At 70.9% G+C, this 15,149-nt stretch carries 11 protein-coding genes and 1 pseudogene; 7 read left to right on the forward strand and 5 right to left on the reverse strand.

Features of this window, described 5'->3' with window-relative positions; all coding sequences use genetic code 11:
• Positions 1-27: 27 nt before the first annotated feature.
• Entirely contained in the window at positions 28-1,986 is a 1,959-nt protein-coding gene (locus GA0074696_RS14150) for a glycosyl hydrolase family 28-related protein (protein WP_197700871.1), read from the reverse strand.
• A 377-nt stretch (positions 1,987-2,363) separates the two neighbouring features.
• Here GA0074696_RS14150 and GA0074696_RS14155 point away from each other — a divergent pair, with 377 nt between their 5' ends.
• The 5 genes from GA0074696_RS14155 (at position 2,364) to GA0074696_RS14175 (ending at position 9,025) form a co-directional block, all read left to right on the forward strand.
• A complete protein-coding gene (locus GA0074696_RS14155) occupies positions 2,364-3,365 on the forward strand; it encodes a LacI family DNA-binding transcriptional regulator (RefSeq protein ID WP_088961541.1) in 1,002 nt (333 codons plus the stop codon).
• Positions 3,366-3,944: 579 nt separating this feature from the next.
• Positions 3,945-5,324: an ABC transporter substrate-binding protein gene (locus GA0074696_RS14160; RefSeq protein ID WP_088961542.1), complete on the forward strand. Its 1,380-nt coding sequence runs from the start codon at positions 3,945-3,947 to the stop codon at positions 5,322-5,324.
• An 80-nt stretch (positions 5,325-5,404) separates the two neighbouring features.
• Positions 5,405-6,361, forward strand: coding sequence for a carbohydrate ABC transporter permease (locus GA0074696_RS14165; RefSeq protein WP_088961543.1), 957 nt, complete (start codon positions 5,405-5,407; stop codon positions 6,359-6,361).
• A 13-nt stretch (positions 6,362-6,374) separates the two neighbouring features.
• Entirely contained in the window at positions 6,375-7,262 is an 888-nt protein-coding gene (locus GA0074696_RS14170; RefSeq protein WP_088961544.1) for a carbohydrate ABC transporter permease, read from the forward strand.
• Between the two features lie 92 nt (positions 7,263-7,354).
• Complete coding sequence (locus GA0074696_RS14175) at positions 7,355-9,025, forward strand: glycoside hydrolase family 13 protein (protein ID WP_088964554.1); 1,671 nt, start codon at positions 7,355-7,357, stop codon at positions 9,023-9,025.
• A 160-nt stretch (positions 9,026-9,185) separates the two neighbouring features.
• On the opposite strand, the gene GA0074696_RS14180 is transcribed toward GA0074696_RS14175, so the two are convergent.
• Complete coding sequence (locus GA0074696_RS14180) at positions 9,186-9,464, reverse strand: hypothetical protein (protein WP_088961545.1); 279 nt, start codon at positions 9,462-9,464, stop codon at positions 9,186-9,188.
• 185 nt (positions 9,465-9,649) lie between these two features.
• Between GA0074696_RS14180 and GA0074696_RS14185 the strand changes: the two genes are divergently transcribed.
• On the forward strand, positions 9,650-11,302 hold the full coding sequence (locus GA0074696_RS14185) for a YncE family protein (protein WP_172894283.1): 1,653 nt from the start codon (positions 9,650-9,652) through the stop codon (positions 11,300-11,302).
• Between the two features lie 1,043 nt (positions 11,303-12,345).
• Here GA0074696_RS14185 and GA0074696_RS14200 read toward each other — a convergent pair.
• Together GA0074696_RS14200 and GA0074696_RS14205 are read right to left on the reverse strand one after the other, a co-directional pair.
• Complete coding sequence (locus GA0074696_RS14200; protein WP_157745920.1) at positions 12,346-12,801, reverse strand: hypothetical protein; 456 nt, start codon at positions 12,799-12,801, stop codon at positions 12,346-12,348.
• 11 nt (positions 12,802-12,812) lie between these two features.
• On the reverse strand, positions 12,813-13,184 hold the full coding sequence (locus GA0074696_RS14205; RefSeq protein WP_088961549.1) for a hypothetical protein: 372 nt from the start codon (positions 13,182-13,184) through the stop codon (positions 12,813-12,815).
• A 179-nt stretch (positions 13,185-13,363) separates the two neighbouring features.
• Between GA0074696_RS14205 and GA0074696_RS14210 the strand changes: the two are divergent.
• A pseudogene (locus GA0074696_RS14210) lies at positions 13,364-14,149 on the forward strand (discoidin domain-containing protein); the annotation flags it as partial.
• Positions 14,150-14,466: 317 nt separating this feature from the next.
• Here GA0074696_RS14210 and GA0074696_RS14215 read toward each other — a convergent pair.
• A complete protein-coding gene (locus GA0074696_RS14215) occupies positions 14,467-14,700 on the reverse strand; it encodes a hypothetical protein (protein WP_231925374.1) in 234 nt (77 codons plus the stop codon).
• Between the last annotated feature and the right edge of the window lie 449 nt (positions 14,701-15,149).

The following is a 15,149-nucleotide window of genomic DNA, read 5'->3' on the forward strand; positions in this document are numbered from 1 at the left end:
CGGACGACCGCCACGGCGCCTGCCGGGTCACCAGGTGGACGGCGGGGGCGGCGTCACGACCGGCGGCCGGTCGTCGCAGGTGATCGTGTTGGGCAGCAGCCATGGGGCGAGCCACCCGCCGTCGTTGCCGCCGAGGTCGGTCAGACTGAACTCGGATCCGGCGGGGGTGAAGTGGAAGGAGCCGCAGTTGTTGACGCCGACCACACCCACGTGGCGCGCGTCGACGTTCGCGAACGAGGCGGAGCCCGCCGTGCGGGCGCTCACCACGGACGTCCCGGCGCCGTCGACCCGGACGTCGCGGAAGTGCACGTTCGTGATCGCGTACCGGTCCTTCACCGGCCAGTCGCTGACCAGCATGACCGCGTTGTAGGTGTTGTCCAGGTAGTGGTCGCCGACCACCTGGATGTCGGCGTCGATGCTGCGGTCCAGAGCGTAGAACCAGATGGCGCCGAGGCCGATGTTCCAGTTCAGCTCGTAGGTGCCGGCCCGGGCGGTGGTGTTCTCCGTGATCCACAGGTGCCCGGTGAACGGCTCGGCGCCGAACCGGGAGCCGACCTGGATCGCGCTGCCCTCGCGCACCGGGTCGGCGACCAGGTTGCGCGAGACGGTGTTGTCCGTGCCGCCGTACACGGCGATGCCGTTGGCCAGGACCGGCGACTGCACGGTGTTGCGGTCGATGATGTTGCCCGCGTTGCCGGTCTCCTCCGACCACATGGCGAGGCCGTCGTCGCCGCTGTTGCGGACGAAGTTGTTGCGCACCACGGAGTTGGTGACGCCGGTGTGGAAGTTCAGGCCGTCGGCGATCTGGTCGACGATGACGTTGTTCGTGACCCGCAGGTCGGTCATCGGCCCGTCGAACCAGAGTCCCACCTTGGTGTGGTGCAGGTAGAGGCCGTCGACGCTGGAGTGGCTCAGCGCGCCACCGACGCCGTTGACCTGGTCGGTGTCGATGCGCTCGCGGACGTCGCCCTCGATCGCGAAGCCGGACAGGTGGACGTTGCGGCTGCCGCCCGCCGACGCGGGCCGGCCGTAGAAGCCGACCCCGGTGTGCACCGAGCCGTCCGGGGCCGGGGTGTCGAGCGCGACCTCGCGTCCCTTGACGATCGTGTGCCAGTTGCCGGCGCCCTCGATGGTGACCTCGTCGACGATGACGTGGCGGTTCACCCGGTAGGTCCCCGGCGGCAGGTAGACCTTCAGTTTGGTGCGCCGGGCGAAGGCGATCGCCCGGTCGAAGGCGCCGGCCGAGTCGCGGCGGCCGGTCGGGTCCGCGCCGAACGCCAGCACGTTCGCCGCGACCGGCACGACCCGCGGCGGGGCGACCAGCTCCGAGTCGAGCAGGTCGATGACCGTCCACGGCGCGACGCTGCCCGCCGGGACCGCGAGCCGCAGCACGCTGCCCGCCGGGTACGTCGGGCCGAGCAGCATCCGCTGCTCGTCGTAGAAGTGATGCGGGCGGAACGGCCTGGTGATCGTCGGGGTGGGCGTGGTGGCCGCGGGGACGCAGGAGCATTCGGTGATCCACCAGTCCGGGTGCAGCAGGCCGGCGGTGGGGTCGTTGGAGAACGGGTACTGGTTGTAGAGCCAGGCGTACTGCGAGGTGAGCATCATGGTCCGGGCGGGTCGGCGACCGACCGAGACCGCCAGCGGCGCGGTGATGCCGCCGCCGGTGGGCGCGTCCGGGATGCTGTAGCGCACGGTGATGGCGTTGGTCGCGGCCGGCAGCGTGAACTCGACGAACTGGCCGGGCGCCAGGCTCACCGCCCGGCGACCGGAGGCTTCCGACGCCAGGGTGTACGCCGTGCGCCCCGGGCCGATCAGCGTGCCGTTCGTGGTGGCGTGCTCCGCCTCCTGCTCCAGGAAACCGACGTCGGCACCCCGGCCCGCGACGAGCGACGGGTCGAGAGCGGCCCGGGTGACCACCGGGGGCGCGGCCGGGACGGCCTCGGCCCGGGCCGCCCCGGCCCCACCGGTCACCGTGGCCGCCATGACCGCCGCCACGGCCGCCGCCCCGACGGTACGCCGGCGCGCCGGTCCGCCCGGCCGTCCTGTGCTGGTTCGAGACATCCCGTGATCCGTTCTCCCGAGGACCCGACGACCGTCATCGACGCCGCGCGCAGCCCCCGTCGTGCCGCGGTGGATGTCAGAAGCGAGGCGAGTTGGTTGTGGTGATGTTATTTCTACAACCTGTCAATATTCAAGCAGGTGTTTGTGCAGTAATTGCAGAGCCCGCTTGCCTGTCTCCGGGCGGCTTCGCGCCGGGCCTGCCCGGCGCCCAGGCATGAAGCTGCCGCGTCGTCGACTTCTGACGTGACACGTCAACGTGCAGTTCACTTCTTGCAGAGTGGGTGACGTATCATCGCGGCGTGACGAAGCGACTGACCGAGGTGGCGAGGAAGGCCGGCGTCAGCGAGGCCACCGTCAGCCGGGTGCTCAACGGTCGTGGCGGCGTCTCCGAGTCGACCCGGACCGCCGTGCTCACCGCCCTGGACGTGCTGGGCTACGAGCGGCCGACCAAGCTGCGGGGGGAGCGGGCCCGCCTGGTCGGGCTGGTGCTCCCGGAGTTGCAGAACCCGATCTTCCCGGCGCTGGCCGAGGTGGTGACCGGATCGCTCGCCCAACGGGGTTACACCCCCGCGCTCTGCGCCCGGACGATCGGCGGTGTGTCCGAGGCGGACTACGTCGAGATGCTCCTCGACCACCAGGTCTCCGGCGTCATCTTCGCCGGTGGCTCGTACGCGCTGGCCGACGCCTCGCACGAGCACTACCGCCGGCTCACCGACCGTGGGCTGCCGGTGGTGCTGGTCAACGCCGGCGTCGACGCGCTGGACTTCCCCCGGGTGTCCACCGACGACGCGGTCGCGGTCGAGCAGGCGTACGGGCACCTGCGCTCGCTCGGACACGAGCGGATCGGCCTGGTGCTCGGCCCGGAGGGGCACGTGCCGTCCCGACGCAAGCTGGACGCGATGGTCCAGGCCGCGAACTGGGGCGACGACCGGGAGTGCGTCGAGCGCTCCAGCTTCTCGATGGAGGGCGCCCGGGTCGCCGCGACCAAGCTCGTCGAGCGGGGCGTGACCGGCATCATCTGCGCCAGCGACGTGCTGGCCCTGGGCACCATCCGGGCCGCCCGGCGGCTGGGTCGGGCGGTGCCGACCGACGTGTCGGTGGTGGGCTTCGACGACTCCGCGTTCATGACCTGCACCGATCCGCCGCTGACCACGGTGCGGCAGCCGATCGAGACGATGGGCCAGGCCGCGGTGGACCTGCTGGTCACCCAGATCGAGGGGGCCGGCGTGCTGCACGACGAGCTGCTGTTCGAGCCCGAACTGGTGGTACGCGGCTCCACCGCGCCCGCCCCCGGCCGCTGAGCCGGCTCCGCCCCGGTCGTCGGTCGGCCGCCGGCCACCGTTCCCGCCGCTGACCGTCCCGGCGGCCACTGACCGACGATCCGGCCACGAACTGCCGCGCCCCGAACGCTGCTCCCGGCCGTCGACCGCTGCTCGCGGTCGGCGGCCACTTCGTCGTTGCCGTGGACCAGTGCCGAGCAGCACCGGCCCGATCCAGTCGGTCCACTTTGTCCACCCGCCACGCTGACCAGGTTGGACGGGTCGGGCCATGGGTGCGGCGGTGGCCCGGACCCCGGAAGGTTCCGGCGCAGGCGAACGGACCGGGTACGGGCTCCACAGCTGCGAACATCCCACGAACCGGTCGTCACCCGAACCTCTGTCAACATCTGCCACCCGGACGTCGTGTCCTTTCAGGCCGCGATCGAAACCTTGCTGGAATCAGTCGGCCTCGCTACAGTGACTCCACTCACAGCTGGCCCCGACGTGGCTACCGGGGTCAGGTCACCCGATCGATGTAGATCACTGGCAGGGCAGCGCCGCGGTGCGATCACCGCAGGTCGGCGACGTCCTGAAGACACCCGTTTTCGAAGGGATGGACAGATGTCCGTACCGCGGTACCGGAAGGCTGCGGCGTTGGCGCTCGTGGCCGGCCTGGGCCTCAGCCTCACGGCGTGCTCCACGAAGAGCGACGACACGACGAGCGATGCCGGTGGCAAGGTCACCATCACCGTCGACTGCCAGCCGGTCGGCTCCCAGAAGGAGCTGCTGAAGAACTGGAACGACGATGTCGTCGAGTTCCAGCGGCAGAACCCGAACATCGTCATCAAGAGCGTCAGCGTCGGCGAGCAGTGCAACAACCCGCCCGACTTCACCGCCCGCCTCGCCGGCGGCACCGTGACCGACGTGTTCTACGGGTACATGACCGATCTCCAGCAGGTGCTCGACTCCGGTCAGGCGATGGACATCACCCGGTACGCGACCAAGGACACGGTCCCGACCTGGGACAGCGTCGACCCGGCGCTGAAGGAGGTCTTCACCGACGGCGGCAAGCTCTACGCCGTCTCCGTGAAGAACTACTCGATGGGCCTGGTCTACAACAAGGTCCTGTTCCAGCAGGCGGGGCTCGACGTCAACAACCCGCCCAAGACCTGGGGCGAGGTCCGCGGCGCCGCCAGGAAGATCTCCGCGCTGGGCAACGGCATCGCCGGGTACGCGGAGTACAGCGCCGGCAACACCGGAGGCTGGCACTTCACCTCGCTGCTCTACGCGCAGGGCGGCCAGGTGCTGACCCCGGACGGCAAGAAGGCCGACTTCAACAACGCGATGGGCAAGCAGGTTCTGCAGAACCTCAAGGACATGCGGTACGGCGACAACAGCATGGGTGCCCGCCAACTGCTCCAGTGGGGCGACCTGCTGACCAACGCCGGCGCCGGGAAGGTCGGGATGTTCATCGGCGCGCCGGACGCCACCCAGGCGATCGTCAGCCAGTTCCAGGGCAAGTTCCAGGACTGGGCGATGGGCCCGCTGCCCGGCCAGGACGGCCCGGCGAAGGCGACGCTCGGCGGTGGCGAGGGCTACTTCTTCAAGAAGGGCCTCTCCCCGGAGCAGGTGAAGGCCGGCCTGAAGTGGATCGCGTACCAGAAGCTGACGCCGGGCAAGGGCCAGTTCGACTACGTCCGGGCCAAGCCGCAGAACTACCCGGTGGGCCTGCCCCAGCCGCTGCTGTTCGCGAACGGCAGCGAGGCGCAGAAGCAGGAGCTCGAGCTGCGCAAGGCGAACGCGAACGTCGACACCACGAACTTCGCGATCTTCGAGGCGAACCCGGTGCCGATCAAGGGTGAGCCCCGCAACGCGCAGGCGATCTACGCGGTGCTCGACGCCGTGATGTCCGGGGTGCTGACGAACCCGAACGCGAACATCGACGCGCTGCTCAGGACGGCCGACGACAAGGTCAACAAGCTGCTCGCCGCCGAGAGCTGATCCGATCGGGTGGGGGCCGGCGCGCCGGCCCCCACACCCTCCGCGCCGCACGTCGGCCGCTGACTCACGCAGGAGTTGCCTTGGCGATCACCACCGTCCCGGGGACCACGCGGGGAGCGGGTCGCCCCGCATCGCCGTACCCGGCCGGACCGCGGCGTACGAGCCTCGGCCGCAAGGTACGGGACAACCTCACCGGGCACACCTTCCTGATCGGCGCGGTGCTCTGCTTCGCCGTCTTCTCCTGGTACCCGATGATCCGCGGCATCGTCATGAGCTTCCAGCGCACCCGGCGCGGCGAGACCACCTGGGTGGGCTGGGACAACTACTCGCGCATCATCGACGACCCCAGCTTCTGGACGGCCTGGAAGAACACCCTCTACTTCACGGTGCTCGCGCTCGTCCTCGGGTACGCGGTGCCGTTCTTCGTGGCGATCCTGCTCAACGAGTTCCGCCACGCCAAGGGGTACCTGCGGATCCTGGTCTACCTGCCGGTGATGCTGCCGCCGGCCTCCGCGCTGTTCCTCTTCAAGTTCTACGCGTACGACCCCAGCGAGGCGGGACTCTTCAACGCGATCCTCACGGCGCTGCACCTGCCGACGTCGCAGTGGATGCAGTCACCCGACATGACGATGCCGGCGATGGTGCTCGCCTCGACCTGGATGAACATGGGCGGCGCGGTGCTGATCTATCTGGCGGCGCTGCAGAACATCCCCGGCGAACTCTACGAAGCCGCCGAGCTCGACGGCGCCGGGATCTGGCGGCGGATCGTTTACGTGACGATCCCGCAGACCCGGCTGATCCTCGCGCTCCTGGCGATGCTCCAGATCGTCGCCACGATGCAGCTCTTCATCGAACCACTGATCCTCGCCAACGGCGCGGGCGCGGAGGACTCCGCGACCTCGGTGGCGTACCTCATCTACCAGCACGGGTTCTTCCAGAACGACCTCAACGGCGCCGCGGCGCTCGGCGTGATCATGCTCGTGGTGCTGGCCGGCTTCTCCGCCGCCTACCTGCGGCTGAGCGCGAAACAGGACTAGGACGGGGCGAGCAATGGCACAGGACTCCGGGACCCGGACCCTCATCTCTCCTGCCCAGCTCCGGCGGGGGCGCGGCAAGGTCGTCTACTGGACGCTGCTCGCCGTCGTCGTGGTGGGCTTCACGCTGATCTTCCTCGGGCCGCTCTACTGGATGGTCACCGGCGCGCTGAAATCCGGTCAGGAGATCGCGCAGACCCCGCCGTCGCTCTTCCCGGCCGATCCCGAGCTGCAGAACTACGCCGACGCGTGGACCAATCTGAACCTCGCCAAGCTGCTCTTCAACACCTTCTACTACGCCATCGGCGCGCTGCTGTTCCAACTCGTCCTCGACACCGCCGCGGCGTACGCCCTGTCGAAGCTTCGACCCGTGTTCGGCAACATGATCCTCGGCCTGATGCTGGCGACGCTGATGATTCCGGCGATGGTCCTCATCGTCCCGCAGTACGTGACCGTGATCGACCTGCCGATCCTGCACCTCAACCTGCTCGATTCGCCATTCGCGATCTGGCTGCCCGCGGTCGCGAACGCGTTCAACATCTTCCTGCTGAAACGGTTCTTCGACTCGATCCCGGAGGAGCTGATGGCGGCGGCCCTCGTGGACGGGGCGACGCCGCTGCGCACGCTGTGGTCGATCATCCTGCCGATGTCGCGCCCCATCCTCGGCGTGGTCTCGATCTTCGCAGTGACGGCGGTCTGGAAGGACTTCCTCTGGCCGAAGCTGGTGATGCCGTCGCCCGAGACCCGGACGGTCAGCGTCGGCATCTACGCCTTCTCGGGTGGTACGCCGATGAACGTGGTGATCGCCGCGTCGGTCATCGCCGCGATCCCGACCGTCGTCGTCTTCCTGATCTTCCAGCGAAACATCATGTCCGGACTGACCACCGGCAGCCTCAAGGGCTAGCTCCGCGCCGACGCCGGGCAGGCAGCCGCTCGGCCGAACCAGAGTCAAATCCGGCGAACCCGCCGACGTACCGACGCAGAAAGCAGGTGCTCGTGTCCACAGCAGACCAGGGTCCGTGGTGGCGTGGAGCCGTGATCTACCAGGTCTACCCGCGGAGCTTCGCCGACGGCAACGGCGACGGCATCGGCGACCTCGCCGGCATCCGGTCCCGGCTGGGCCACCTGTCCGCGCTCGGCGTCGACGCGATCTGGTTCAGCCCCTGGTACCCGTCCCCGATGGCCGACGCCGGCTACGACGTGGCCGACCACCGCGACATCGATCCGGTCTTCGGCACCCTGGCCGAAGCGGAGGCGCTGATCGCGGAGGCACACGCGCTCGGCACCCGGATCATCGTCGACGTGGTGCCGAACCACTGCTCCGACGCGCACCCCTGGTTCCAGGCGGCGCTCGCCGGCGGTCCGGACGCGCCCGAGCGGGAGCTGTTCTGGTTCCGCCCCGGCCGGGGCCCGGACGGCGACCAGCGGCCCACCGACTGGGTCGGCGAGTTCGGCGGCGAGACCTGGACCCGGACCGTCGACCCGGACGGCACCCCCGGCGACTGGTACCTGCACCTGTTCACCGCCGAGCAGCCGGACTTCAACTGGGACCACCCCCGGGTACGGGCGGAGTTCGAGGACATCCTGCGGTTCTGGTTCGACCGGGGGGTGGACGGCATCCGGATCGACTCGGCGGGGTTGCTGGTCAAGGACGGGACGCTGCCCGAGGCCCTGGCGGGCCGGCCGCACCCGTTCCACGACCTCGACGGGGTGCACGAGATCTACCGCGCCTGGCGACGGATCGCCGACTCCTACCCAGGGGAGCGGGCGCTGATCGGCGAGGTGTGGCTGCCGGACCGGGACCGGTTCGCCCACTACCTGCGCCCGGACGAGCTGCACTCGGCGTTCAACTTCGACTTCCTCGGCTGCGCCTGGGACGCGACCGCGCTGCGCCGCTGCGTCGACGAGACGCTCGCCGCGCACGCCCCGGTCGGCGCACCCGCCACCTGGGTGCTGTCCAACCACGACGTGACCCGCCACGTCACCCGCTACGGCCGGGCGGACACCACGTTCAGCTTCGCCGGCAAGCGCGAAGGCGTCCCCACCGACCTGGAGCTGGGCACCCTCCGGGCCCGGGCGGCGGCGCTGCTCACCCTCGCCCTGCCCGGCGCGGTCTACGTCTACCAGGGCGAGGAACTGGGCCTGTGGGAGGTCGAGGACATTCCGCCCGCCCTGCGCCAGGACCCGATGTGGGAGCGCTCGGGTCACGGCCGGGACGGCTGCCGGGTCCCGCTGCCCTGGGCCGGCGACGCACCGCCGTTCGGGTTCAGCCCGGACGGCGCGACCCGGACGCCCTGGCTGCCCCAGCCGGCGGAGTGGAAGGACCGGACCGTCCGGGCGCAGACCGACGACCCGCACTCGATGCTGGAGCTGTACCGGGCGGCGATCGGCGTGCGGCGTACCGAGGCGGACCCCGGTGACGGGACGCTGCGCTGGCTGCCGGCTCCCGACGGGGTGCTCGCCTTCGCCCGCGGCCCCGCCTTCGCCTGCCTGGTGAACCTCGGCACGACCCCGGTGCCGCTGCCCCCGCACGAGGCACGACTGCTCGCCAGCGCGCCGCTGGACGACGAGCTGCTGCCGCCGGACACCGCCGTCTGGCTGCGTACCCGGGAACGGCCGGGTACCCGGGAACGGCCGGCCGAACCCGGCGCCGCGCCGGCCTCCTGAGCTGCCCCGGCGCCGGCCGGTCCGTCCCGACCGGCCGGCGCCACCCCACGGCCGGTCCGTCCCGACCCGCCGCCACGTCGCCGGCCCCCCTCGCCGGCGCAACCGAACGGAGGTACCGCAGAGCGCAACGCCCGCCGGCAGCTGGGCGCCGCCCCATCGGTCACTCCTGCTCACCCAGATAGCGTGCCGCCTCCGTACGGAGCCCGGCGGGAGCCGCCCGCCAGACGGGTAGCGCCATGAATCGGCGCAGCTCCCGACGCCGCTCCTCGTCGGAGGCGGAGGGTGTCACGCCCAGCACCGGCCACAGCTCCCCCAGGGACCGGGCGGGCAGGTTCCATCCGGTGGTCCGCAGCCAGTCCTCGTTCCGGCCCGCCGTCGCCACGTCGACCTGCTGCGGTCCGAACATCCGCACCGCCTCGACGACCAGGCCCGCCTCCACCGCCGCACGAGCCTGCCCGACGAGCTGGTCGAGCTCGATCCGGTCCAGCGCCTCCGGTCTTTGTAACGATCCCTGCGGGATGACCGCCTGATCCCATGACGCGACGATCTTGTTCGCGTACCCGGCACCGGCTCGCCGCCGGCACGCCGTGGGATCACGGGGTTACCACCGAAGGGAGACCGCACGTGCGGTTCCGCACAGTGATCGGCTCAGTCCTGGCATCGACGATGGCCGCAGCGGCCGGCCTCGTCGCCACCACCGCACCCGCCGCCGCCCGGGACACCGCCACGCTCATTCCCGGCGTCACCCAGCTCGTCGACACGGCAGCCGGCGGCGGGCGGGTCTTCGTCTCCACGACCGACCGGATCGTGGTCGCCGACGCCAGTGGCACGCTCACCGGCACCATCACCGGCCTGGCCAGCCCGACCGGCCTGGCGATCACGCCCGACGGCAGCCGGGTCTACGCGGCGCTCTCCGGCTCCAACGAGATCGCCGAGATCGACGCCGCCACCCTCGCCGTCACCCGGCGGATCGACCTGTCCGCGTACCCGTCCCCCACCAACCTGTCGCTGGACGGCGACCGACTCTGGGTGGGCTACGGCGTGAAGGGCAGCTTCGTCGGCGGCGTCCTCAGCCTCGACCTGTCCGCCGCGGCATCCGCGCCGGTCCAGGTCGCCGACCGGATGTACGGCGCGCCGCTGGTCGCGGGAGCCGGCACCACGGTCGCCACCGGCGAGTCCGGCCTCAGCCCTAGCAACTTGCGGGTGTACGACGTGAGCACGACACCGGCGACGCTACGCGGCATCATCGACGGCTCCGCCAACGGTCTGTGGGACCTGAACGACCTCACCATCACGCCGGACGGCGCGCAGGCGATCACCGTCTTCCCCGGCTCTGGCCTGGACGTGTGGGACACCACCACGCTGACCAAGGTCCGCACCTACGGTTCCCGGTCGGAGTACCCGGGCGCCCCGCGGTCCGTCGTTCGCAGCGCGGACGGCGCATACCTCGCCGCCGCCTTCGACGGCGACACCTACGGCCCCTACGCCGCCGTGTACGACTCGGCCAGCGCCACCCGCACCTACCAGACCACCATCACGAACAACGCCACGCTGGTCGCCGGCAGCCTCTCCGTCATGGGCCACGACCTCTTCGCCCTGCAGGAGGACCGGCAGCGCAACCGGTACTACCTGTGGCGGGTGGAGGGGGCCACCCTGCAGGCGTCCACGCTGACCCTCTCCCCGGCCGGCACGGCGACCGCGCTCGACCCGTTCCCCCTGACCGGCCGGCTCACCCTCCCCGACGGCACCGCCCCCGGCGAGCAGCCGATCGAGATCAGCCGCACCCTGCCCGACGGCACCACGGCGGTCGTCGGCACCGTCAGCACCGCCGCGGACGGCACCTTCACCGCCACGGACACCCCGCCGGTCGGTGGCAGCGTCAGCTACACCGCGATCTGGGACGGCAGCCCGACCGTCCGCTGGTCGAAGACCACCACCAAGGTCGACGTGGCGACGCATGCCACCTCGCTGACCCTGACCGGTCCCACCACTGGGAACGCCAGCAGGTCGCTCACCCTCACCGGCCGGCTGAGCACCGCCGGCGACGTCCCCACCCCGGCCGGGTCGGTTGCGGTGTGGCGGGTGGTCACCAACCGCAACGGCACCACGGTCCTGGACCTGGCCCCGGCGACGCTCGCCGCCGACGGCTCGTTCACCATCACCGACACGCCCCCGGTGGGCGGCACGTACACGTACCACGCCCGGTACGACGGCAACGCCACGTTCTCGCTCTCGCACGTCGCCTACGACGTCGTGATTCGGGGTGGCGCCGGCTGACCCGGTGAGCCGTGATGGCGCCCGTCCGGCCCAACACCGGACGGGCGCCACCGTCACCCCCCGACGACCATCGCGAAGATGGTCCGTGGGCTGTGGGTTGTTCAACCTGTCACCCGACGGCCACTCCGACGGTCGGACAGGTCGCCCGCCGGGTCGGGCAGCACGTGCGGCGTCCGCGTCGACGGCGACGCCCCACCGGTCGTCCTCGTACCGCCAGAGCGACACCACCGCCGAACCGCCGTCCGGACGCAGCGGACGAGACGCCGCGGGGGCCGAGGACTCCGGCCGGGCGGGCTGCTCCGAGTGTCGGCTCTCGCCGAGGATTTCAGTTGGCGGGCCGCCGACCTGCGGAGTGAAATGTCGCCCCACCCCGTGTCACCGAAGATCGTCCCGCTGAGCATTTCAGTGCGCACACAGGCTGCCACGCCCATGGCCCGACCCCGGACCGCCGCCCCCGGGCAGGGAGCTGCCGGAGAATCTTGGTCACCACCCTTCACGTTCAGCCCCTCGCAACCCATCTACCTCCAGAGCCGCGCGATGCGCGCCCCGACCATCTGCTCGCGCCGATGCTGCTCGCCAACGCCAACTCCTGGGCGCAGCCGTAGGCCGCACGAGACGGCCGCCTCGTTGGCGTCCGAGGCCGACTGGCCCTGCTCCGCCGCGCTGGCGGTCGGCCCCATCGCGCCGACCCGACCCACCGGCGTGACAGGAAGTGGCGGCCAGACGCCGAGGGCGGTTGGCGGCACCAGTAGGTCGATCCGCGGTCGCAGGACGCGCTACTCGCAGCGGTCTTTTGCCGCGCCCGTGCGGTTCGCAGCAGTCCGGCCGGTGGGCGTATACCGGCATGTCGCGTCGACGAGTCCGGGCTGTCTCCTGGGTGCGTTCGTACAGGCAGGCGCGCCAGACCGCGGTTGGTCCGGCGGCTTGGGCGACCGGCCTGTCGCCTGGGCCGCCCCGTAGCACTACGAACTCCGCCTACCGGTGCGGGTGGCTAAGGGCACCTGCCGTCGTGCCTCAGCTCGTCCCAGGAGCAGCGGCGCACGCTATAAGATCACGCGGACCACGACCGCCCACAGCATGACGGCAACGGCGGTAACCGCGAGCATCAGCAGCGCTTTGAGCGCAGTTGGCATGTCAGTACGAACGATCACGCGGTTGACGAGAAGCGCGGGGCAGGCAATGGCGCCACCGATCAGTGAGCCAAGCGCAATGAGCCCGAACGGGAGAACCATCAGCAGTTGAAGCGTGAACGGGATCGCCGGCCCGGTGCGGTACTTCTCGTCGGCGATGGTGATGGTCGGGTAGGGGTCGAATACCCCGGTGCGTATCCGGGCCGCTACCGAGCCACCATCCGTCGTCGGCAAGTTGTAGTGGCCGCGACGGGAGCCGATGACTTCGGTGCTCCCCACCGTGACCCCATGCCTGCCGGTCAGGTCGTTCTTGATGTCCAACACCACAGGTCCCGCGAGCGTGGGGATCTTCAGAGGCTCGGTACGCATGGGCAGCAAGGCTAGAGCCTTCCGTTGGATTTCGTTGCCCTTGGCCGCCTCGTCGGACGCCGCGTGAGCACATGGTCGATAAACAGCCCGGCCAGCGCCGCACCCTCGTCGGAGGCGGCAGCATCGACGAAATCCTGGGTCCACGCCAGTTCGCAGGGAATCGCGCCGCAGACCACTGGCACCTGGGACCGCATCTGCTCAACGGCGGCCGCGGCGGCGAGGACCTGCTCCACGGTGCCCTCGGCTGCGATCCGGTCGGCCAGCTCGTCCGCGGCCGCGGTGATGCGCTCGAGCTCCTCCTCGCCCGGCCGGTACCACTCGAAGGCCGGGGTCTGCGGTGCGCCGGCGGGCCACACCTTCGGGGAGCCAAGGCTGACCGCCACCTCCTGGCAGGAGCCGTCGCCGGCGCGGCAGCGAAGACCACACCGTGCGGCTGTGGAAGGTAGTGCGCACCTCGCGCCAAAAGCACGGCTCAGGTTGCGACCGAAATGCCAGGTGAAGTGCTGGAACTTATACCGAAAAGAATCTTGAGGTGCCGAACTTCTCGGTGAGAACCGACAGGGAGAGCGCCAACGGCGCCTTCCCGCAGACGCTGACCGTCGACCTCGGCGCGGCGGTGAACACCGACCGGGTCGTGCTGAAACTGCCCGCGGGCTGGGAGACCCGCACCCAGACGCTCTCGATCGCCGGCTCGACGGACGGCGCGGCGTACTCGACGGTCGTCGGGCCGGCCCGGTACACGTTCAACCCGGCCACCGGCAACACCGTGTCGATCACCCTGCCGGCCGGCAGCCGGCGCTTCCTGCGGCTGAGCTTTGCCGGCAACACCGGGTGGCCGGCGGGCCAGGTCGCCGAGTTCGAGGTGTACGGCGGCGGCACGACCACGCCGCCGACGACCACGCCGCCGCCCACCACCACCCCGCCGCCGTCGGGGAACCTGGCGCTGGGCCGGCCGGTCACCGAGACCAGCCACGCCGACGTGTACGGCGCCGGCAACGCGGTCGACGGCAACCCGGCCACCTACTGGGAGAGCGCCAACAACGCCTTTCCGCAGTCGCTCACCGTCGACCTGGGCGCCGCCCGTTCGGTGTCCCGGGTGGTGCTGAGGCTGCCGCCGGTGATGGCCTGGCAGACCCGTACCCAGACCCTCGCGGTCCTCGGCTCGACGGACGGCGCGACGTTCACCACGCTGAAGCCCTCGGCCGGGTACACCTTCAACCCGGCGACCGGCAACACGGTCACCATCAGCTTCCCCGCCACCACCCAGCGGCACCTGAGGTTGACCTTCACCGGCAACACCGCCTGGCCCGCCGGCCAGGTCTCCGAGTTCGAGGTCCACGCCGCCTGACGGCGCCCGTCTCCGGGCCGGTCGGCCGTCCCCGCGACCCGGCCGGCCCGGCAGCTCCACCCCGCCGGGGCAGCCCCCGCCCTCCGGCGGGCACCACCACCCCCGAGAGAAGGTGCAGCTCCGCCATGCCCGGAAACAGCACGAGACGACGTGCCCCCGGCCGGTGGCTGACCGCCGGCCTGCTGGCCACCGCACTCACCGCCGTCCGGCGGCGTCCGGTCGCGCGGGTCCGGCCGGGCTCCGCGTCCCGGCCCGGCGGTCCCCCGGCGTCGCTCACCCGCGTGGCGCCGCCGGCCCACCGCGCGGGGCGGGTCCGGTCAGGACCACACCCGGTGCGGTACCCAGCCGAGGAACCGGTCGCGCAGGTCGGCGGGATTGGCCGTGAGGTCCTGGGTGGCCGAGGTCAGGCAGGTCGCGAGGTACACCCGCAGGTTGGTCGACTGCTGCCGGTACTCGTCGAGCAGGATCTGCCGTCGGCTCGGGCAGGGCCATTCGCGCCCGCAGTCGCGGCACTGCCACGACGGACTCACCGGCTCATGTGGATCGGGCATCGGTCTCCGATCTCGGTGCTGCTGTGAACGATTCTCGGACATTCGGCCCGCCAATCCCACCGCCGATGAGTCCCATTCCCAGGACGAGCGGCTGATGGCCGGTGATGGGCCTGGCTCGTTGCGGCCCGCCCGACCAGGTGCTGCGGGGCGGCGCGGACTGGCGAGGGCCGGTGGAATCATCGGCCGGGGGTGCGGCGAGATCCGATGGGTGAGGATCGGGCCGGTCCGGGTGGACCATCCGGGTCCGCTCCGCGGTCTCCAGGTCCCACAGCAGGTGGTCGTTCAAGGCGGTGCGCTACAGGTGATCGCACGCGGGGGTCACGGCACCAGCCGGGCCCGGCCAGTCACTGCACGACGCTGCGCGACACCTCGACGATAGCCACGGGTAAAGGACGAAACCCCAGTTCAGAGGCCATATGATCTCCGCTTCGCGGAGTGCTGAGCGGGCG

This window comes from Micromonospora purpureochromogenes (assembly GCF_900091515.1).
GTDB lineage: Bacteria > Actinomycetota > Actinomycetes > Mycobacteriales > Micromonosporaceae > Micromonospora > Micromonospora purpureochromogenes.

What these genes read in the sequence shown, in the direction of transcription:
- GA0074696_RS14150 (WP_197700871.1), bottom strand. Translation starts at nt 1,986, where the DNA reads ATGGCGGCCACGGTGACCGGTGGGGCCGGGGCGGCCCGGGCCGAGGCC.
- GA0074696_RS14160 (WP_088961542.1), top strand. Translation starts at nt 3,945, where the DNA reads ATGTCCGTACCGCGGTACCGGAAGGCTGCGGCGTTGGCGCTCGTGGCC.
- GA0074696_RS14170 (WP_088961544.1), top strand. Translation starts at nt 6,375, where the DNA reads ATGGCACAGGACTCCGGGACCCGGACCCTCATCTCTCCTGCCCAGCTC.
- GA0074696_RS14200 (WP_157745920.1), bottom strand. Translation starts at nt 12,801, where the DNA reads ATGCGTACCGAGCCTCTGAAGATCCCCACGCTCGCGGGACCTGTGGTG.
- GA0074696_RS14215 (WP_231925374.1), bottom strand. Translation starts at nt 14,700, where the DNA reads ATGCCCGATCCACATGAGCCGGTGAGTCCGTCGTGGCAGTGCCGCGAC.